At 62.2% G+C, this 17,769-nt stretch carries 17 protein-coding genes; 11 read left to right on the top strand and 6 right to left on the bottom strand.

The features are described from left to right. Window positions 1-27: 27 nt before the first annotated feature. From DS839_RS12530 to DS839_RS12515, 4 genes are all read left to right on the top strand, one after another. Window positions 28-654, top strand: coding sequence for an arylesterase (locus tag DS839_RS12530; protein ID WP_119270661.1), 627 nt, complete (start codon window positions 28-30; stop codon window positions 652-654). Window positions 655-739: 85 nt separating this feature from the next. After that, window positions 740-1,282 carry an RNA 2',3'-cyclic phosphodiesterase gene (gene thpR / locus DS839_RS12525; RefSeq protein ID WP_119270660.1) on the top strand — a complete coding sequence of 181 codons (543 nt, stop codon included), beginning with the start codon at window positions 740-742 and terminating at the stop codon, window positions 1,280-1,282. Then, window positions 1,282-1,575: a 4a-hydroxytetrahydrobiopterin dehydratase gene (locus DS839_RS12520; protein ID WP_119270659.1), complete on the top strand. Its 294-nt coding sequence runs from the start codon at window positions 1,282-1,284 to the stop codon at window positions 1,573-1,575. The genes thpR and DS839_RS12520 overlap by 1 nt, the downstream gene beginning before the upstream one ends. A gap of 86 nt (window positions 1,576-1,661) precedes the next feature. Beyond that, the gene (locus DS839_RS12515) at window positions 1,662-2,399 is read left to right on the top strand and encodes a Bax inhibitor-1/YccA family protein (protein ID WP_119270658.1); all 738 of its coding nucleotides are present in this window, start codon (window positions 1,662-1,664) and stop codon (window positions 2,397-2,399) included. 72 nt (window positions 2,400-2,471) lie between these two features. On the opposite strand, the gene DS839_RS12510 is transcribed toward DS839_RS12515, so the two are convergent. Further along, window positions 2,472-2,855 (bottom strand): DUF2794 domain-containing protein, encoded by a 384-nt coding sequence (locus DS839_RS12510; protein WP_119270657.1) that lies wholly within the window; start codon window positions 2,853-2,855, stop codon window positions 2,472-2,474. Window positions 2,856-3,298: 443 nt separating this feature from the next. On the opposite strand from DS839_RS12510, the gene htpG reads away from it, so the two are divergent. Beyond that, window positions 3,299-5,209 carry a molecular chaperone HtpG gene (gene htpG, locus DS839_RS12505; protein ID WP_119270656.1) on the top strand — a complete coding sequence of 637 codons (1,911 nt, stop codon included), beginning with the start codon at window positions 3,299-3,301 and terminating at the stop codon, window positions 5,207-5,209. Here the strand turns inward: htpG and DS839_RS12500 are convergent. Continuing rightward, on the bottom strand, window positions 5,199-5,885 hold the full coding sequence (locus DS839_RS12500; RefSeq protein WP_119270655.1) for a DUF1287 domain-containing protein: 687 nt from the start codon (window positions 5,883-5,885) through the stop codon (window positions 5,199-5,201). The two genes, htpG and DS839_RS12500, sit on opposite strands and share 11 nt — an antisense overlap. Before the next feature lie 136 nt (window positions 5,886-6,021). Between DS839_RS12500 and leuC the strand changes: the two genes are divergently transcribed. From leuC to DS839_RS12485, 3 genes are all read left to right on the top strand, one after another. After that, complete coding sequence (gene leuC, locus DS839_RS12495; RefSeq protein WP_119270654.1) at window positions 6,022-7,425, top strand: 3-isopropylmalate dehydratase large subunit; 1,404 nt, start codon at window positions 6,022-6,024, stop codon at window positions 7,423-7,425. 399 nt (window positions 7,426-7,824) lie between these two features. Further along, window positions 7,825-8,229 carry a metallopeptidase family protein gene (locus DS839_RS12490; RefSeq protein WP_119270813.1) on the top strand — a complete coding sequence of 135 codons (405 nt, stop codon included), beginning with the start codon at window positions 7,825-7,827 and terminating at the stop codon, window positions 8,227-8,229. Further along, on the top strand, window positions 8,226-8,435 hold the full coding sequence (locus tag DS839_RS12485; protein ID WP_119270653.1) for a hypothetical protein: 210 nt from the start codon (window positions 8,226-8,228) through the stop codon (window positions 8,433-8,435). The genes DS839_RS12490 and DS839_RS12485 overlap by 4 nt, the downstream gene beginning before the upstream one ends. A gap of 9 nt (window positions 8,436-8,444) precedes the next feature. Here the strand turns inward: DS839_RS12485 and DS839_RS12480 are convergent, their stop codons facing one another. Further along, complete coding sequence (locus DS839_RS12480) at window positions 8,445-10,892, bottom strand: serine hydrolase (RefSeq protein ID WP_119270652.1); 2,448 nt, start codon at window positions 10,890-10,892, stop codon at window positions 8,445-8,447. 200 nt (window positions 10,893-11,092) lie between these two features. Next, window positions 11,093-12,091, bottom strand: coding sequence for an aldo/keto reductase (locus tag DS839_RS12475; protein WP_119270651.1), 999 nt, complete (start codon window positions 12,089-12,091; stop codon window positions 11,093-11,095). Window positions 12,092-12,192: 101 nt separating this feature from the next. Here DS839_RS12475 and DS839_RS12470 point away from each other — a divergent pair, with 101 nt between their 5' ends. Beyond that, window positions 12,193-13,089, top strand: a complete 897-nt coding sequence (locus DS839_RS12470; protein ID WP_119270650.1) for a LysR family transcriptional regulator — start codon at window positions 12,193-12,195, stop codon at window positions 13,087-13,089. Window positions 13,090-13,091: 2 nt separating this feature from the next. On the opposite strand, the gene DS839_RS12465 is transcribed toward DS839_RS12470, so the two are convergent. Further along, window positions 13,092-14,162: an NAD(P)H-dependent flavin oxidoreductase gene (locus tag DS839_RS12465; RefSeq protein WP_119270649.1), complete on the bottom strand. Its 1,071-nt coding sequence runs from the start codon at window positions 14,160-14,162 to the stop codon at window positions 13,092-13,094. Between the two features lie 29 nt (window positions 14,163-14,191). Next, on the bottom strand, window positions 14,192-15,883 hold the full coding sequence (locus DS839_RS12460; protein WP_368911563.1) for a flavin monoamine oxidase family protein: 1,692 nt from the start codon (window positions 15,881-15,883) through the stop codon (window positions 14,192-14,194). 144 nt (window positions 15,884-16,027) lie between these two features. On the opposite strand from DS839_RS12460, the gene leuD reads away from it, so the two are divergent. Both leuD and leuB read left to right on the top strand, forming a co-directional pair. Continuing rightward, window positions 16,028-16,633 (top strand): 3-isopropylmalate dehydratase small subunit, encoded by a 606-nt coding sequence (gene leuD / locus DS839_RS12455; RefSeq protein WP_119270647.1) that lies wholly within the window; start codon window positions 16,028-16,030, stop codon window positions 16,631-16,633. Between the two features lie 21 nt (window positions 16,634-16,654). Continuing rightward, window positions 16,655-17,764: a 3-isopropylmalate dehydrogenase gene (gene leuB, locus DS839_RS12450; RefSeq protein ID WP_119270646.1), complete on the top strand. Its 1,110-nt coding sequence runs from the start codon at window positions 16,655-16,657 to the stop codon at window positions 17,762-17,764. Window positions 17,765-17,769 lie beyond the last annotated feature (5 nt).

The following is a 17,769-nucleotide window of genomic DNA, read 5'->3' as shown; positions in this document are numbered from 1 at the left end:
GTCACAAGGAGTTCCTACCTATTGGGCATGCGATTCGGGTTATTCGCACTTTTTTTGGGCCTCCTCGTCGCCGCTTCGCCGCTCAAGGCGCAAACCATCCATATCCTGGCCTTTGGCGACAGCCTGACCGCTGGCCTCGGCGTCGATCCGCAAGAAGCCTTTCCCGCGAAGCTCCAAGCCGCCCTCAAGGCCCGGGGTCACGATATCGTGATCGCCAATGCCGGGGTCTCGGGCGACACCTCGAGCGCCGGCGCCGAGCGGCTCGACTGGTCGCTGGTGCCGGAAATCGACGCAGTCATCGTCGAATTGGGCGCCAATGACGCCTTGCGGGGGGTCGACCCGGAAGCCACCGAAAAGGCGCTCGATCGGATTTTGAGCGAGCTCAAGAAGCGCAAGCTGCCGGTGCTCTTCGTCGGCATGCTGGCACCCCGCAATCTCGGTCCCGACTATGGGAAGAAATTCGACGCCCTTTTCCCGCGCCTCGCCGAGAAGCACGGCGTCTTGTTCTACCCCTTCTTCCTCGACGGCGTCGCCGCCGAGCCGGCCCTCAATCAGCCGGACGGGCTCCATCCCAACAGCAAAGGAGTGGATATGATCGTCTCACGAATCCTTCCGATCACGGAAGACCTGCTCAAGCAGGCTTCCGCGAAATAACCCCTTTTATTCTTCACGAATCGCGTTAGCGTAAGGCTGCTGCTCACGCGACAAACGAGCTTTCGCTTTCGAAAGGAGGCCCGCCATGCCGCGCTTGTTCACTGGTGTCGAAATCCCGAGCGACGTCGCCTTCGAGCTTGATCTCATGAAAGGCGGCATATGGGGGGCTCGCTGGATCGACCGGGACTCCTATCACATCACCCTGCGTTTCATTGGCGACATCGATGACGGATTGGCGCGCGAAATCGCAGCCGAACTCGATGCCGTCTCGGCGAAGCCCTTCACGCTCCGGCTCAAAGGCATCGACGCTTTCGGCGGCAACAAGCCGCATTCGCTCTATGCCAGCGTCGCCGAAAGTCCGGAGCTCAGGCGCCTGCAGAACACGCATGAGCGCATCTGCCAGATGCTCGGCATGCCGCCCGAGCAGCGCAAATTCACCCCGCATGTGACGCTGGCGCGCCTGCGCGACACGACGCTCGATCACGTCCATCGCTTCATCGCGGCGCACAGCCTGTTCGCCAGCCGCTTCTTCGAGGTGGACCGCTTCGTGCTGTTCTCCTCGAGGCCCTCCCGCGGCGGCGGGCCCTATGCGGTCGAGGAGGCCTATTCACTGGGGGCGACGGTCTGATGCCCGAGAAGCTTTCCGCGGCCGAACGGGCGAAAGCGCTGGCTGGGCTTTCCGGCTGGAGCGAGCTGTCGGGCAGGGACGCCATTGCCAAGAGCTTCAAGTTCAAGACCTTCAGCGAGGCTTTCGGCTTCATGGCGAGGGTAGCGCTCGCGGCCGAGAAAATGGACCATCATCCGGAATGGTCCAATGTCTACAATAAGGTGGACGTCGTCCTCTCGACCCATAGTGCGGGCGGGTTAACCGAGCTCGACGTGAGACTTGCCCAAAAGATGGACCTCATCGCAAAGTTGTGAGAGAGTTCAATATCTTGACTGCTTGACGCTGGGGGTCGGACCCCCCATATGCGTCGCGTGTTTCGAATTCTGGAGGGAGCACCTAAATGGCTGAAGTAAGATATCAACCGCAGGCGCAGACCCGCGCCGGCACACAAGCCGAGATAGATCAGGGCCTCAGGTCCTATATGCTCGGCGTCTACAACTACATGGCCTCCGGCCTTGCGGTCACGGGCGCCGTGGCTGCCGGCACCTATATGCTGGCGGTCCAAAACGGCCAGCTCACGCCCTTCGGTCAGACGCTGTTCCAGTCGCCCTTGATGTGGGTGTTCGTGCTGGCGCCGGTCGCGCTGGTGTTCTTCCTGTCGTTCCGCATTCAGGCGATGCGGGCGGCCACCGCCCAGGCGGTGTTCTGGATCTATGCCGCGCTCAATGGCGTCGCCTTCTCAACCTTGGGCCTCGTCTATTCGGGCAACAGCATCACCCGCGTGTTCTTCATCTCGGCGGCGACCTTCGGCGCCTTGAGTCTGTGGGGCTACACGACCAAGCGTGACCTCACTGGCTGGGGCTCGTTCCTGTTCATGGGCCTCATCGGCATCATCATCGCGAGCCTCGTCAACCTGTTTTGGCCGAACGGGGCGCTGCAATTCGTGATCTCGGTGGTGGGCGTCCTCGTCTTCGCCGGCCTCACCGCCTATGACACGCAGAAGATCAAGGAGATGTATTTCGAGGCCGATGACGGCGAGACCATGAGCAAGAAGATCCTCATGGGCGCGCTCAACCTCTATCTCGACTTCATCAACCTGTTCCTCATGATGCTCAGGCTGTTCGGCAGTCGCGAATAAGCCTCGGCGCAAAGCGATAACTCCAACCCCGGATGGCGACATCCGGGGTTTTCTTTTGGTGCGGGACGGAGCTTAGATCGTCACCAGCTTGGGCTTGCCGAAGAGCACGCGCAGCACCTGCGCCAGGTCATGGCCGCGCCTCAGGATCAGCCCGCCCTGGGCGATCACCGCATAGGCGCCCTGGCGGCGCGCCAGCGTCATGTCCTTGACGATCCGGTAGAGCGGCACCTCGCTGGTGCGGCGGTAGATGGAGAAGGTCGCGGTGTCGCTGCCGAAATCGAGCGCATAATCGCGCCATTCGCCTTCGGCGACCTTGGAGCCATAGAGATTGAGAATAATATTGAGTTCTTTCCGGTCGAAAGCGGTCTTCTTCGCCGGGGGGCTGGTGTCTTTCGGTTCCGAACGCGTACCAGCCGGACGCGACCGGAAGGAAACTATCGGCTCGAAATCGCTCACCGGGATTTCCGCGCCTCCTTCTCAGTCAGAGCATGGACCGAGCGTGCCTGATTGGCAAGCTTGCTTTTCCATGATGAAGGGCAAGCCGTTGGAATCGATGAGATTCGGATCGAAGTGCAGGATAAGACGACCTTCCCTGCGGGTAACAAAGTTTCACATTGCCGCCGCATTCCGGCCCTTTCGGAGACATCTTGGACCGGCACACTTCAATCGTTGCCTCAATGGCCCGGCTGGTGCGAAGCGTCGGAAATCTCAGCCCCCCAGCCCCCCGTAGCTAAGTGCCGCCGGGCCGATACCATCTCCCCTTCTGTGAGTGAGGCGTATTTGAGAGTTCGCGGCCGGTGAAAACCGGCCGCTTCTTTTTCAGCGCGCACCCTGCATCTTGACGGGCCGAGCGGCTTTCCCCAAATGCCTGAGCAAATTCTGGCAGAAGGGTTGTCAAGATGGCGAAGGCTGAGGCGAAGACGCCGCCGGCGAATGAAGCGCACTCCCACAATTTCCAGGCGGAAGTCGCGAAGCTCCTGCATCTCATGGTGCATTCGGTCTATTCCGACCGCGACGTCTTCCTGCGCGAGCTCATCTCCAATTCAGCCGATGCGCTCGACAAATTGCGCTACGAGGCGATCGCCACGCCGGAGCTCATTTCCGGCGATGCCGATCTCGCCATCACCATCACCCCCGACAAGACGGCCAAGACGCTGACCGTTGCCGATAACGGCATCGGCATGAACGAGGCCGAGCTCATCGACAATCTCGGCACCATCGCCAAATCGGGCACCCATGCCTTCATGGAGCAGGCGAAGACGGCCAAGGGCGACATCCATCTCATCGGCCAGTTCGGCGTCGGCTTCTATTCGTCCTTCATGGTGGCGGCGAAGGTCGAGGTGATCTCGCGCAAGGCGGGCGAGGCGCAAGCCTTCCTGTGGGCATCCGACGGCAGCGGCACCTTCACGGTCGAGCCTGTGGCGGAGACCCAAGCGCCGGCGCGCGGCACCCGCATCGTGCTCCATCTCAAGGACGACGCCCTGGAATTCCTTGAGGACTGGAAGATCGAGCACGTGGTGCGCGCCTATTCCGACCACATCGCGCATCCGATCCGGCTCGCGGCGGGCCCCGAAACGACGCGCCAGATCAACGAAGCCTCGGCGATCTGGACCAGGCCCAAGTCCGAGATCACCCCCGACCAGTACAAGGAGTTCTTCGGCCATATCACCGGCGCCTATGCCGATCCCGCCCTCACCATCCATTACAAAGCGGAAGGCCGGCATGAATATACGGTGCTGCTCTTCGTGCCGGGCGAGAAGCCCTTCGATCTCTACGACCCCGAACGGCGCGGCCGGCAGAAGCTCTATGTGCGCCGCGTCTTCATCACCAACGACGCCGAATTGCTGCCCGCCTATCTCCGCTTCGTGCGTGGCGTGATCGACAGCGAGGACATGCCGCTCAACATCTCGCGCGAGATGCTGCAGCACAATCCGCAAGTGGCGGCGATCCGCAAGGCGGTTACCAACAAGGTGCTCGCCGAGCTCAAGAAATGCTTCGAGGCCGAGCCCGAGAAGGCGAAGACGATCTGGGAGATCTTCGGTCCCGTCATCAAGGAAGGCCTCTATGAGGACATGGAGCGGCGCGACCAGCTGTTCGAGATCGTGCGCTTCAACACGACGAGGCGCGACGGCGTGACGCTCAAGGACTATGTCGCCGATCTCAAGGCCAATCAGACGGCGATCTATTACCTCACCGCCGAGGACGAGGCGAAGGCCAGGATGAGCCCGCAGCTCGAAGGTTTTCGCGCACGGGGCGTCGAAGTACTTCTTCTCACCGATGCGGTCGATTCCTTCTGGGTGCGCCTGGCGCTGGGCTTCGACGGCAAGCCGTTCAAGTCGGTGACGCAAGGGGCGGCCGATCTCGATCTGGTGCCGCTCGAAAAGGAAGCGTCCAAGGAAGACGCTGCCGATCAAGGCGCCACGGCGACGCTCATCGCCGTCATCAAGCAGGCGCTCGGCGATCAGGTCGCCGATGTGCGCAAATCACAGCGGCTCACCGACAGTCCCGTCTGCCTCGTCGCCAGCGACCAGGCGCTCGACCGCACCTTGGAAAAGCTCCTGGCGCGGCAAGGCACGACCGATGTGAAGGTCTCGAAGCCCGTCCTCGAGATCAATGCCGGCCATGCGCTGATCCAGGCCTTGGCCGCGACGGCCAAAGAGCGTGGCGCTTGCCCGGAGCTCGGCGAGGCTTCCAGCCTGCTCCTCGATCTCGCCCGGGTCATGGATGGCGAGCAGGTCACTGATCCGGCGAAATTCGCCGGCTGCGTATGCGGCCTGATGCAGAAGGCCTTCGGCCCGGTCAAAGCCTGAAACGGTAATGGCCGGTCAGCCGGTAGGCGAAGAGGATATCCTCGAGCCTTGCACCGGCGCCGATATTGTGGACGCAGAGCGGGCGCTTCCCATCGGGCGAGGCCAGATGCGTGACCAGCGCGATATGCGCCAGATTGCCGGGCAGCATCTGGGTGACGATGTCGCCGGGGCGGAAATCGGAAGGCGTGTCCGACAGCGGCAGTTGGGCGCCCTGGCGGGTGAAGAAGGTCTGCAGATTGGGCACGCGACGGTGGTCGATATTGCGGTCCGGCCGCTTCAGGCCCCAGGCCTGGGGATAGGCGGCAAAGTCCTGGCGCATGTCCTCATGGACGAGCTTCTGCAGGTCGAGGCCTAGCCCTGAGCGATAGGCCCTGACGATGACGTCGGTGCACACGCCGCGCTCGGGCGGCACGTCGCCGCCCGGATAGGTCAAGGTGACATAGGCCGCGTCATAGGTGAGGGTGACGCCGACCTGGGACAGCCCGGCAGCGATGAGACGGCCGGCATCGTCCTCGGCGCGGGCGAATACCGGCATGTCGCGTGGCGGGGCTGAGGGACGAGGATCGAGCAGCACCTGGGCGACCACATCCAGGCGATGCGCCGGGACAAGGCTGGCCAAGGCAGCGGCGCCGGCAAGGCCGGCGAGCGAAAGGACGACAGTACGGCGGGAGATCATGGGCGGCGATCAATGCATGCCATTATGGCAGTCTTGGGATGCGCCGGGCGGGATTTGACTCGGGGGGCAATGCCGCTAAAAGGCTGGTTTCAGGCATGATCGCGTAGATCATACCCAGTTTACAGGATGTTTTCCGATGGCACCGCGCACGCTTTACGACAAGATCTGGGACGATCATCTGGTGGATGAGCAGCCGGACGGCACCTGCCTCCTCTATATCGATCGCCACCTTGTCCATGAGGTGACGAGCCCGCAGGCCTTCGAGGGTCTGCGCATGTCGGGCCGCAAGGTGCGCCACCCCGAGAAGACGCTCGCCGTCGTCGACCACAATGTGCCGACCACCGACCGGAGCCACGGCATCGCCGAGCCCGAGAGCCGCACCCAGGTCGAGACCTTGGCGCAGAACGCCAAGGACTTCGGCATCGAATATTACAATGAGCTCGACCGCCGCCAGGGCATCGTCCATGTCGTCGGTCCCGAGCAGGGTTTTACGCTGCCCGGTACCACCATCGTCTGCGGCGACAGCCACACCTCGACCCATGGCGCCTTCGGCGCGCTCGCCCATGGCATCGGCACGTCGGAGGTCGAGCATGTGCTCGCCACCCAGACGCTGATCCAGAAGAAGGCCAAGAACATGCTGGTCCAGGTCGACGGCAAGCTGGCGCAAGGTGCCACCGCCAAGGACATCATCCTCGCCATCATCGGCGAGATCGGCACCGCCGGCGGCACCGGTTCGGTCATCGAATATGCCGGCGATGCCGTGCGCGACCTCTCGATGGAGGGGCGCATGACGATGTGCAACATGTCGATCGAGGGCGGGGCGCGCGCCGGCATGATCGCGCCCGACGAAAAGGCCTATGCCTATCTGAAGGACCGCCCGAAATCGCCCAAGGGTGCGGACTGGGATAAAGCGCTGCGCTATTGGGAGACGCTCAGGACCGATGACGGCGCCCATTTCGACCGCGTGGTGAAGCTCGATGCGGCATCGTTGCCGCCGATCGTCTCCTGGGGCACCAGCCCCGAAGACGTCGTCTCGATCGAAGGCAGCGTGCCCAACCCGGACGATATCGCCGATGAGGGCAAGCGCCAGTCGAAATGGCGGGCGCTCGACTATATGGGCCTCAAGCCCGGCACCAGGATCACCGACATCCCGCTCGACATGATCTGGATCGGCTCCTGCACCAATGGCCGCATCGAGGACCTGCGCGCCGTCGCCAAGATCGTCGAAGGGCGCAAGATCCATGATCGGCTCAAGGGCATGATCGTTCCCGGCTCCGGCCTGGTGAAGATCCAGGCCGAGGAGGAAGGCCTCGACAAGATTTTTGTCGCCGCCGGCTTCGAATGGCGCGAGCCCGGCTGCTCCATGTGCCTGGGCATGAATCCGGACCAGCTCAAGCCCGGCGAGCGCTGCGCCTCGACCTCCAACCGGAATTTCGAGGGCCGCCAGGGCTACAAGGGCCGCACCCATCTGGTGTCGCCGCAAATGGCGGCCGCCGCCGCCATCGCCGGTCATTTCGTTGACATCCGGCGCTGGCATTGACGCCTCAGCGCGGCCTCATCCGCGTTAAGAATTGTGGCAGCCGCCTTGTCAGGGCGGCTTCCCGCTCGCGCGCCGTCAACGCCCGGCAAGTGCCTGTGGCACCTCGCTCTTCGTTTAAAGTGTGAGTTCGGTAACGCTACGGCGGATTAACGGTTGATGAACGCGCCATTAAGGGTTATGTCATCATCAAGGCGCTAAGGTTGATTCAACAATCAACTTGGTTCTGTGGCGGGGAGTGCTTCCAGTGATTACGACGAATGCGGCAGATACACGGTTCCTTCGCCGTGTGCTTATGGCTCTTGTTATCCTGACGCTGGTTACGGGCAGCCTTGCGGCCTATACAACCGTGAACGCCATGACCGCCCAAGGACTAGATCTCTGCCAGGCCACCGGCTTCCTCTGCATGAACTGACCGGCCTCGAAGCGCCGTCGCTCGAGGATCTGGACGCGCTCGCAGGCGAGGCTTATGCGCGCCTGCCCAAGGCTTTCCATGAGCTCACCGGCAATGTCATCATAAGGGTCCAGGATTTCCCGGATGACGATGTCCTCACCGACATGAAAGCCGGCGACTTCGACCTGCTCGGCCTGTTCCAGGGGGTAGGACTCGCCCATGGCGAGGAGCTGGCTCATACCGGTGCGCTGCCCAACATGGTCTTCCTCTACCGCCGCCCCATTCTCGATTACTGGGCCGAGCACAAGGAGACCCTGGGCGCCATCGTCACCCATGTGCTCATTCACGAGATCGGCCATCATTTCGGTCTGTCGGATGCCGATATGGAGCGGATCGAAAGGCGGGCCTCATGACGAAGTCCGATCGCGAGGAGGAAGCCCGCGCGGCGCTGAAACGGCTCGACCAGCAGTCGGAGAAGATCATCACCGGGTCGCATCCGCACGACCCGCCCGAGGACGACAAGATCGAGATCCTGGGGAAGCGCATCGCCAGGATCCTTTCGGTGATCCTGATGGTGGGTCTCATCATCTATTTGTGGCGGACCTATCTCAACGGCTGACCGCGGCTTCTATGTCTCTGCGATGCTGTAGACGCCGTTCTGACTGCTCTCATGCGCCCCGCCAGCCGCGCATTTCCCTGAACCGGTGCCCTCAGAGAACAAAGTCTGACACTTCTTGCATCTGCGCCAATTTTCGTCGTGCTCGTTGTAGGGAGAATCGACGACGAGGCTGTATTCCGAGCTCGTTCGTCCCGCATCGTGATTGTCGCCCACCGTGCATTTGCCAGTCTGGTCGCCATCGAAGAACAGGCAGCGGCAGTTGATGCATCTGCGCCAGTTCTTTTCACCATAATCCATGGTGGAGTCCACCATCAGGTGATAATTGGCAATATTGCCCATGCCTGGGTCATGTTTACCTTCGCCGAGACAATCTCCCTGTGGGTTCCCGTGCAAGTAGAGGGACTGGCATTTCGTGCAGTGCCGCCAGTTGCCTTCGGTCGCGGGGAAGGAGGGCATCGCGTAATCGGGATCAGGAAAAAGATCGGTTGACGACCACGCTTGTGCTTTCGCGGGGGTCAGAACCTCGTGAAACCTGGGCCACCATTCATTGTTTTTGGGGTCGAAATCGCGCAGGCTCTTCCCGTAATGCAGCCCGTTCCACAGCATCACATAGCTAATTCCGCCGGGTTCAAAATAAATTCCGGTCTGCGCGATATCGAGCAAACCGCCCTTGTACGCCTGGTAGAGGTCCTTGACAGGGTCAACCAGCTCGAACGCATCGAAACCATGTCCTTTGCCGCTGGCTTTTGCGCTGCCGATGAGCGAGTCGACAGTCGTGCTACCCAGCGGGTTGTAAGGCTTGCAGTTGAGCGCCGCCAAAAGGCGGGCATAATCGAGCGCGGCCGCCGCGAACCCGCCTGAGGCGGCGAATGTCTGATAGTTGTCTTCCCCGTGTCCCCAATGCACGAAGGGCCTATCGGGACTCATGACGCTCTTCACCACCGTCAGTTCGCGCGCGTGATGACGTGCATCTTCCGGCTTTTGATCCTTGTGCAGTGAGTGCGCGATCTTGAAGCGTGAGATGTTCAGCGGCTTGAGGATCAGGGGCTCGAATACTTCCTCATATGCTTCTACGCCGCGAACACGTTTGACCACTTCAGCCGCAAGAAAGAATCCGCCGTCGTTCGGTCCTATTTGCGTCTCGGGCGGCTGAGTAATGATCCATGAGGCGATCTGATCGTGAGTCGCCGGAACTTGCCCTTTTTTCCCAGCCGCCTCTACGATTGCCAAGTTCGCCTTCTCATAGTCGGCATTGATCTTGCAGGTGCTTTCCAGGAGCCCTCCAACCGTCGTCTTGAGATAGGGTTCATGATTTGGCGCGGTCACCTTTGGATCTTGTGGATCTTGGCCATCAGGCGTTTTGAGCTGCAGAATCGGGGCAATCGGATCGTCGAGCTTAGGGTTTCCCTCGGCGGCAAGCTGATGGATCGAGAGCGACGTGATCATCTTGCTGCAACTTCCCAGCCGAAACATTGTCTTGGGCGTCACATCCGGATAGTCGGGTTCAGCCCATGTGTAGCCGCGCGCCAGCACCAGTCGGGTATCCTTGACGATTGCCAGCGCTGCGCCGCGAATATTGCTGTGCTTCATCCATTTCAGAACGGCATTGTCGATGGCGTCGACCTGAGGCTTTCCGTTGATCCGCGCCGTGCGCTCGATCGGCTTGTTGCTCACCACATAAAGGGCGACATAGCGCCGCTTGAGTCCTGATCCGAAGCCCTGAAAATATTGGTGGTAGAATCCCTTCTCCAACCACTCCGGCCGCTTCATCTTGAATTCGCGGATGCTGCCGTAGAATTCCTGCGCGAAGCCCGTGCCGATGGGAGCGATTTGATCATCGCGATAGACGGCAAGAAAACGGTGCCGGCTGGAAGCGGTGACAAATGCCAATCGTGCCCAACCGTCCGTTTCGGCCTTGAAATATTGGTTATGCACGGCTTCGCTCAAGCCCGCATACGCCATCCACGCTGTGTTTGTTGTATTTTTCCGCCAGATCGCAGTCACGCGCGAGGCGGTTGTGGCGTCGTCATAAATAGTCGCATTATGAATGATCCACTGTTTTTCGGCGCGAGTCTCGACCTCGGCTTTAAAGGCATCGAGCAATTGGTGAAAACTCATTTCGGGAGGTACGATGGGCGGTCTGACGGATTGTTCGAACACAGCGGAAAAGCGGGCACCTGCTTCACCGCCGGTCGCCGAGACCAAGACAGGATAGAATTCGGCGGCAAGATTGTCTTTGCAGATTTTCTTGAAATCATTGCGGTTCTTGGCGAGTGCAATTTTTAGAGGAAGGAGGGTTTGCGGGCGTTCGTCCCACACCGCGGAGAAACGTGGATCTTCTGGATTCCCATACATGCTCAAGGAGATCATCCGAAGGTTCTGTCCGACCCTCTCTTGGACGCGCTCGTTGAACTCGGTGAGTGAACGGTCAAGATCGACAAGCTTGTCGAGTGTCATTGTGAGGCCCCTCTTGTTCGCGTTGATTGAGTACAGACGATCAGTGAGGCAGTCTTGGGCGTCCCGGGTCCGGCTACGCGCCTATATACCCAAATCGGCGTGAGTGAGCGATGGGGGCGGGTGCGAGGTTAATTGCCAGGGTCATGTCGGTGACCCTGGCGCTCATGCTCTGTTTGTGGCGGACCTGTCTCGCTGGGTGATCACCGCTCGCTGTCGAGATGCGCGAGCTGCGCTTGCGCATAGCGCCCGCCGGCTGCGGCACCCTTCGGCACCGCTTGCTCGATGGCGGCGAGATCGGAAGCCGAAAGACGCACATTCGACGCAGCGAGGGACTCGTTGAGCTGGCCGCGCTTGCGCGCGCCGATCAAGGGAATGATGTCATCACCGCGCGAGGCGACCCAGGCTATCGCAACCTGCGCCACTGTCGCGCCGAGCCGGTTCGCCACGCCGCGCAAGGCCTCGACCAGGGCCAGGTTGCGATCGATATTGCCGTCCTGGAAGCGCGGACTCATGTTGCGGAAATCCGCGGCACCGGCGGAGCGCGACTTAGTCCAGTGGCCGCCGATCAGGCCGCGCGAAAGAACGCCATAGGCGGTGACGGCGACGCCGAGTTCGCGGCAGGTCGCGAGGATCCCATCCTCGATGCCGCGCGAGATCAGCGAATATTCGATCTGCAGGTCCGCGATCGGATGGACCTTCGCTGCCTTGCGGATCGTGTCGCTGCCGACTTCCGACAGCCCGATGTGGCGCACAAAGCCTGCCTTCACCATGTCGGCAATGGCGCCGATTGTCTCCTCGACCGGGACTTGCGGATCGAGGCGCGCCGGACGGTAGATATCGATGTAATCGGTGTTGAGCCGCTTCAATGTGTAAGCGAGCGCGGTTTTGACCGCGGCGGGCCGCGCATCGAAGCCCAGCCAATTGCCGGCCGGATCGCGCAGCGCGCCGAACTTCACGCTCAACAGCACGTCGGCGCGGCGGCGGCCCTTCAGGGCTTCGGCGATCAGCATCTCGTTGTGGCCCATGCCGTAGAAGTCGCCGGTGTCGAGGAGCGTGATGCCGGCATCGAGCGCCGCATGGAGGGTGGCGATGCTCTCCTCCCGGTCGGCGGGCCCATAAAAATCGGACATGCCCATGCAGCCAAGGCCAAGGGCGGAAACTTCGGGGCCCGAGCGGCCCAGCTTGCGGCGAATGCTCATGAAAATCTCCTCAGATGGGTGAGCGATAAGAGGGTGATGCCACAAGCCAATTCATGCGATAATCCGCTCAATCATGAATGGGCTGTGCGGGTATCCGAACAATGAATCTTCCTGAATTTTCCGATCTCGATGCCTTCGTTGCCGTCGTCCGGCACCGCAATTTCCGGCGCGCGGCGCGGGAGCGCGGCATTGCCGTCTCGACCCTCAGCCAGTCGGTGCGCCATCTCGAAGAAAGGCTGGGCGTCCGCCTCCTCAACCGGACGACGCGCTCGGTGACGCCGACCGAGGCTGGCGAGAAGCTCGCCTCGCGCCTGTCGCCGATCTTTGCCGAGATGACGGAAGCGATCGACGAGGTGAACGGGTTTCGCGACACGCCCACCGGCACGCTGAGACTCAACGTGCCGGGTGCGGCGCAGCCGATCCTCGCGCCGATGATCGCGCGTTTCCTCGGCCAATTTCCCGGCATCCGCCTCGAGATCACCGTCGACAACAATCTGATCGATGTGTTCGCGCAAGGCTTCGATGCCGGCATCCGCTATGACGAGAGCCTGGCGCTCGACATGATCGCAGTGCCGATCGGCCCGCCGCAGCGCTTCACCGTGGTCGCCTCACCCGATCATGTCCGCCGGCATGGCACGCCGCAGCGGCCCGAAGACCTCCTGCATCGGCCATGCATCCGCTACCGCTTCCTCAGCGGCGCCATCGTGCCCTGGGAGTTCGAGAAGGACGGCGAGACGGTGAAGATCGATCCCGAGACGCCGCTCATCACCAACAGTCCCGAGCTTGCCATTCGCGCCGCCGAGGATGGCCTTGGATGGTATGCGACTTTCGAGGATTTTGTCCGGCCGTCGCTGGCCGCGGGACGGCTGGTCGAGGCACTCGTCCCCTGGTGCCCGCATTTCCCGGGACCGTCGCTCTATTATCCGAGCCGCCGGCACGTGCCGGCACCATTGCGCGCCTTCATCGATTTCGTGCGGGCCGAAGCAGCGCAGAGCTGAGGTTACACACCACGCAGCTTCGCGAAGACGGCGGCGGCCTCTTCCACATAGCGGGCGACCAACTCGGCCGCCGGAAGCTCACGGTTCAGGCGGGCCGCTTGTCCATAGAGCAGGAAGGACGCTTCCTTCGGATCGGCCGATTGCAGCAGCGGCTCGCTCAGATCATACAGCGAAGGGAAGTCGGGCAGGTCGATGCGCGTCCGTTCCATGTCGAGCGCATAGGCGCTGCGCACGGCGCGGGCGGCGCGCCCTGAAAACGCATCGGTCATCATCGTGTCGGTCTCGGCCGCATTGCGCAGCATCGCGCGCCGGACCGGATCCGTGGCGGCTTCCGGGCAAGAGAGAAAGCCCGTGCCGATCTGGGCCCCGCAGGCGCCGAGCACGAAAGCGGCGGCGATGCCTCGGCCGTCGCCAATGCCACCGGCCGCCACCACGGGCAGGCTCACGGCATCGACGATCTGGGGAACGAGGGCGAGCGTGCCGACACCGTCGGCGGGAGCGCGTGGTGAGTGCGAGCCGCGATGACCTCCGGCTTCCCAGCCCTGCGCGATCACCACGTCGATCCGGGCCTCCTCGAGGGCGCGCGCCTCGGCAACCGTCGTCGCGGTGCTCATCAGCACTATTCCCGCCGCTTTGAGCGCCATACGGGAAGCCTCATCGGGAACGCCGAAATGGAAGCTGACGACTTTGGGCTTGAGGGAGAGAAGCATGGCGAGCCGTTCTTCGTCGAAGCCCGGACCGTGTGGCGTCGCCGTCGCCGCGGGTTCGGCGAGGCCAAGACGCCGGTACCAGGGTCGCAGCCTCTCGCGTGTCCGCGTGAAATCCGACGACGCCATGCGAGGTGCCGGATGGGCGAAGAAATTGAGATTGAACGGTCGATTCGTACCGGCGCGCAGTTTCGCAACCTGCGCCGCCAGCGCGTCCGCCGCCATCTCGGCGCAGCCGAGCGAGCCCAGCCCGCCGGCATTGCTCACGGCAGCGGCCAGCGCCGGCGTGGCCGATCCCGCCATAGGCGCCTGGATGATCGGATGATCTATTCCGAGCAAATCGCAGAGACGATGATCAGGCCACATGACTGCCTCCGTAGGCTCCGATGACTTCGTCAATCCGGCAACTCGACCGGCTTGAGCGCGCCATAGCGATCGCCGGGGCCGCGATTGTTCTTCGGTGTCTCGCCGCCCAAATGGTTGACGATGCCCCAGACCGCATTGAGGCCGGTCTGCACCGCGCCCTCGACCCAGCCCGGCGTCCACGAGACGCCGTCGCCCGCCATGAAGATCCCCTTCTCGTCGGGCGGCATGTGGCCTTGCATGAAATGGCAGTACATGCGGTGATTATAGCGATAGTGGCCGGGCAATGCTCCCTTGAAGGCGCCGAGAAAATTCGGATCCGATTCCCAGGACACCGTGATCGGATCGCCGATGATATGGCTTTCGATGTCGAGCGTCGGATAGATGCGCTTCAAGGCATCGAGCGACAGCTTCACCCGCTTGTCGATTGCGAGCGGCAGCATCTTCATCGCATCGCTCATCCAGGAATAGGAGAGGCAGATGACGCCGGGCTTGTCGTCGCCATTGTCGAAAAGATAGGTGCCGCGCGTCAGACGGTCGGTGAGCGTCATGCTCATCAGATTGCGCCCGGTCTTGGGATCCTTGTCCTTCCAGAAGGGCCGGTCGACCATCACGAAGGTCTTGGCCGACTGCATGAAGCGCGTGCGATCGAGCGCCATCCACAGCTTGGGCGAGAAGATGCGCTCCTCGACCTGCATGTAGGTGGTGAGGAGCCAGCTGTGGCAAGTGACGAGACAGGCATCGAAATATTTGGTCAGGCCCCAGCGGTCGGTGATGGCGAGATGGCCCGCGGGCGAGCGCGCGATCTTGACCACCGCCGGGCGCGGCGCTCCGGCATGCAGCTTCTCGAGCGACGTCCCCTTCGGCCAGTGCACCATCTTTTCGGGCCTGCATTTCCACAGGCCCCGCGGCACCTGCTCGACGCCGCCCACGATCCAGCGCTGGTTCTCGTCGCAATTGGTGACGACGACGCGCAGGATCTCGAGCATGGAATTGGGATAGTCCGAATCCCAGCCGCCGGTGCCGAAGCCGACCTGGCCGAAGATCTCGCGGTGATGGAAGGAGCGTCTGGCGAAAGCGGGTGCCGTGGCGATGAAGTCGTAGAAGCTGCGGTCGTCCCACAGCGGCACGAGCTTGTCCCAGACCGCCTTCAGCGCCTTCACATTGCGGGCGCGGATCGCCTTCTGCATGGCGCTGAAGCTCGCCCCTTCCTCCAGCGCCTCGTACCAGGCGGCCGCCACTTCCTGGAAGATCGGCGGCAAATCGGCCTGTTTCTCGGCGTAATAGGTCTGGCTTTCGAGGTCGATGACGGTCGAGGGCGAGGCCTCGACCAAGGGATTGGGGAAGGGCTTCGATTCGAGCCCCAGCATGTCGGCATAGTGATAGAAGCCGGTGCCGGAGACCGGGAAGCGCATGCCGCCCAACTCGGCGATGATGCCTTCGGCACCCTCGAAGCTCTGCGAGCGCAGGCGCCCGCCGATGCGGCCGGCCTCATAGATGACGGGCTTGAGCCCCATTTTCATCAGCTCATAGGCCGCGATCATGCCCGACATGCCGGCACCGATAATGGCCACTTCCTCGCCATGGCGGGCCGCAGGGATGCGCGCCAGGCCGGAAGGATGCTTGATCCAATCATCGAAAGGGAAAGGGAAATCCGGGCCGAAAACCGTGACCGGGCGCTTGTCCGCCGTTTCGGCCATCTGGGTCGCGTGGGGAGCCGTCATGCATGTACCTCAATGGACTTATGCTAGGTTGCGGCTTCAGCAAAGACAAGGAACCTCAGGGGCTTGACGGGGCGCTGCATCCACCGCAGAAAGCCCCTTCACTTGGTGGCGTGGGGGTCGGACCTCGCGCAGACGGAGCTGGCCATGCAGAAATTCGATACGCTGACGGGCGTCGCCGCCCCTCTCAATATCGTCAATGTCGATACCGACATGATTATCCCCAAGCAGTTCCTGAAGACGATCAAGCGCACCGGGCTCGGCAAGTCGCTCTTCTATGAAATGCGCTATACCCAGGACGGCAAGGAAATCCCCGATTTCGTGCTCAACAAGCCGGCCTATCGCAAGGCGCAGATCCTGGTCGCCGGCGACAATTTCGGCTGCGGCTCGTCGCGCGAGCATGCGCCTTGGGCGCTCCTCGATTTCGGCATCCGCTGCGTCATCTCGACGAGCTTCGCCGACATTTTCTACAACAACTGCTTCAAGAACGGCATCCTGCCCATCCAGGTCTCGCCGGAAGACCTCAAGAAGCTCATGGACGATGCCGAGCGCGGCGCCAATGCGACGCTCTCGATCGACCTCAAGGCGCAAGAGATCCGCGGGCCCGACGGCGGCTGCGTCAAGTTCGAGATCGATCCGTTCCGCAAGCATTGCCTGCTGAACGGGCTCGACGATATCGGTCTCACCATGGAGAAGAAGGCGTCGATCGACACGTTCGAGAAAAAGGCCCAGGCCGCACGGCCGTGGCTCTAGATCAATTCAAACGGAAATCTCATGGCCTCCTATAATCTGATGCTCCTGCCGGGCGACGGCATCGGCGCCGAAGTCGCCGGCGAAGTCGAGAAGATCATCGCCTGGTTCAACAGCGCGGGCATCGCCAAATTCGAAGTGGATCGCGGCCTCGTCGGCGGCTCCGCCTATGACGCTCATGGCAAGGCGATCTCGGAAGCGGACATGGCGACGGCGCAGGCCGCCGATGCGGTGATCTTCGGCGCGGTGGGCGGTCCCAAATGGGACAAGGTGCCTTACGACGTGCGCCCGGAAGCGGGACTCCTGCGCCTGCGCAAGGATCTTGGTCTCTTTGCCAATCTGCGCCCGGCGATCTGCTACCCGGCGCTCGCCGATGCCTCATCGCTCAAGCGCGACGTCGTCGAAGGCCTCGACATGCTGATCGTGCGCGAGCTGACGGGTGGTGTCTATTTCGGCGAGCCCAAGACGATCACCGATCTCGGCAACGGCCAGAAGCGCGGCATCGATACGCAGGTCTATGACACGTTCGAGATCGACCGGATCGCGCGCGTCGCCTTCGATCTCGCCCGCACCAGGCGCAAGAAGGTGGCCTCGGCCGAGAAGCGCAATGTGATGAAGACGGGCGTGTTGTGGAACGAGGTCGTCACGCGCGTGCATCAGGAAAGCTACAAGGACGTGGCGCTCGAGCATGTGCTCGCCGACAATTGCGCCATGCAATTGGTGCGCTGGCCCAAGCAGTATGATGTGATCGTCACCGACAATCTGTTCGGCGATGTGCTCTCGGATGTGGCGGCGATGCTGACGGGCTCGCTCGGCATGCTGCCCTCGGCCTCGCTCGGCGCGCCCGACACCAAGACCAAGCGGCGCAAGGCGCTCTATGAGCCGGTGCATGGCTCGGCCCCCGATATCGCCGGCAAGGGGCTCGCCAATCCGATCGCCATGATCGCATCCTTCGGCATGGCGCTGCGCTATTCCTTCGATCAGGGCCCATGGGCCGACAAGGTCGACCAGGCGATCGCCCAGGTGCTGGCCAAGGGCCTGCGCACCAAGGACATCGCGCAAGGCTCCGACAAGACGATCGGCACGCAGGAGATGGGTGCTGCGATCCTGAGCGAACTCAAGGCGGCGGCTTAGTTCCG

It is taken from the genome of Taklimakanibacter deserti (genome assembly GCA_003574785.1).
Note: the sequence above shows the minus strand (reverse complement) of the source record. Positions and strands in the feature narration are given on the sequence as shown.

Bases quoted from the DNA above. Each gene is read 5' to 3' on its own strand.
- thpR (WP_119270660.1), top strand. From the start codon at position 740: ATGCCGCGCTTGTTCACTGGTGTCGAAATCCCGAGCGACGTCGCCTTC.
- DS839_RS12475 (WP_119270651.1), bottom strand. From the start codon at position 12,091: ATGAGCATTCGCCGCAAGCTGGGCCGCTCGGGCCCCGAAGTTTCCGCC.
- DS839_RS12480 (WP_119270652.1), bottom strand. From the start codon at position 10,892: ATGACACTCGACAAGCTTGTCGATCTTGACCGTTCACTCACCGAGTTC.
- DS839_RS12520 (WP_119270659.1), top strand. From the start codon at position 1,282: ATGCCCGAGAAGCTTTCCGCGGCCGAACGGGCGAAAGCGCTGGCTGGG.
- leuB (WP_119270646.1), top strand. From the start codon at position 16,655: ATGGCCTCCTATAATCTGATGCTCCTGCCGGGCGACGGCATCGGCGCC.
- DS839_RS12460 (WP_368911563.1), bottom strand. From the start codon at position 15,883: ATGACGGCTCCCCACGCGACCCAGATGGCCGAAACGGCGGACAAGCGC.
- leuC (WP_119270654.1), top strand. From the start codon at position 6,022: ATGGCACCGCGCACGCTTTACGACAAGATCTGGGACGATCATCTGGTG.
- leuD (WP_119270647.1), top strand. From the start codon at position 16,028: ATGCAGAAATTCGATACGCTGACGGGCGTCGCCGCCCCTCTCAATATC.
- DS839_RS12500 (WP_119270655.1), bottom strand. From the start codon at position 5,885: ATGATCTCCCGCCGTACTGTCGTCCTTTCGCTCGCCGGCCTTGCCGGC.
- DS839_RS12515 (WP_119270658.1), top strand. From the start codon at position 1,662: ATGGCTGAAGTAAGATATCAACCGCAGGCGCAGACCCGCGCCGGCACA.
- DS839_RS12470 (WP_119270650.1), top strand. From the start codon at position 12,193: ATGAATCTTCCTGAATTTTCCGATCTCGATGCCTTCGTTGCCGTCGTC.
- DS839_RS12465 (WP_119270649.1), bottom strand. From the start codon at position 14,162: ATGTGGCCTGATCATCGTCTCTGCGATTTGCTCGGAATAGATCATCCG.
- DS839_RS12530 (WP_119270661.1), top strand. From the start codon at position 28: ATGCGATTCGGGTTATTCGCACTTTTTTTGGGCCTCCTCGTCGCCGCT.
- DS839_RS12485 (WP_119270653.1), top strand. From the start codon at position 8,226: ATGACGAAGTCCGATCGCGAGGAGGAAGCCCGCGCGGCGCTGAAACGG.
- htpG (WP_119270656.1), top strand. From the start codon at position 3,299: ATGGCGAAGGCTGAGGCGAAGACGCCGCCGGCGAATGAAGCGCACTCC.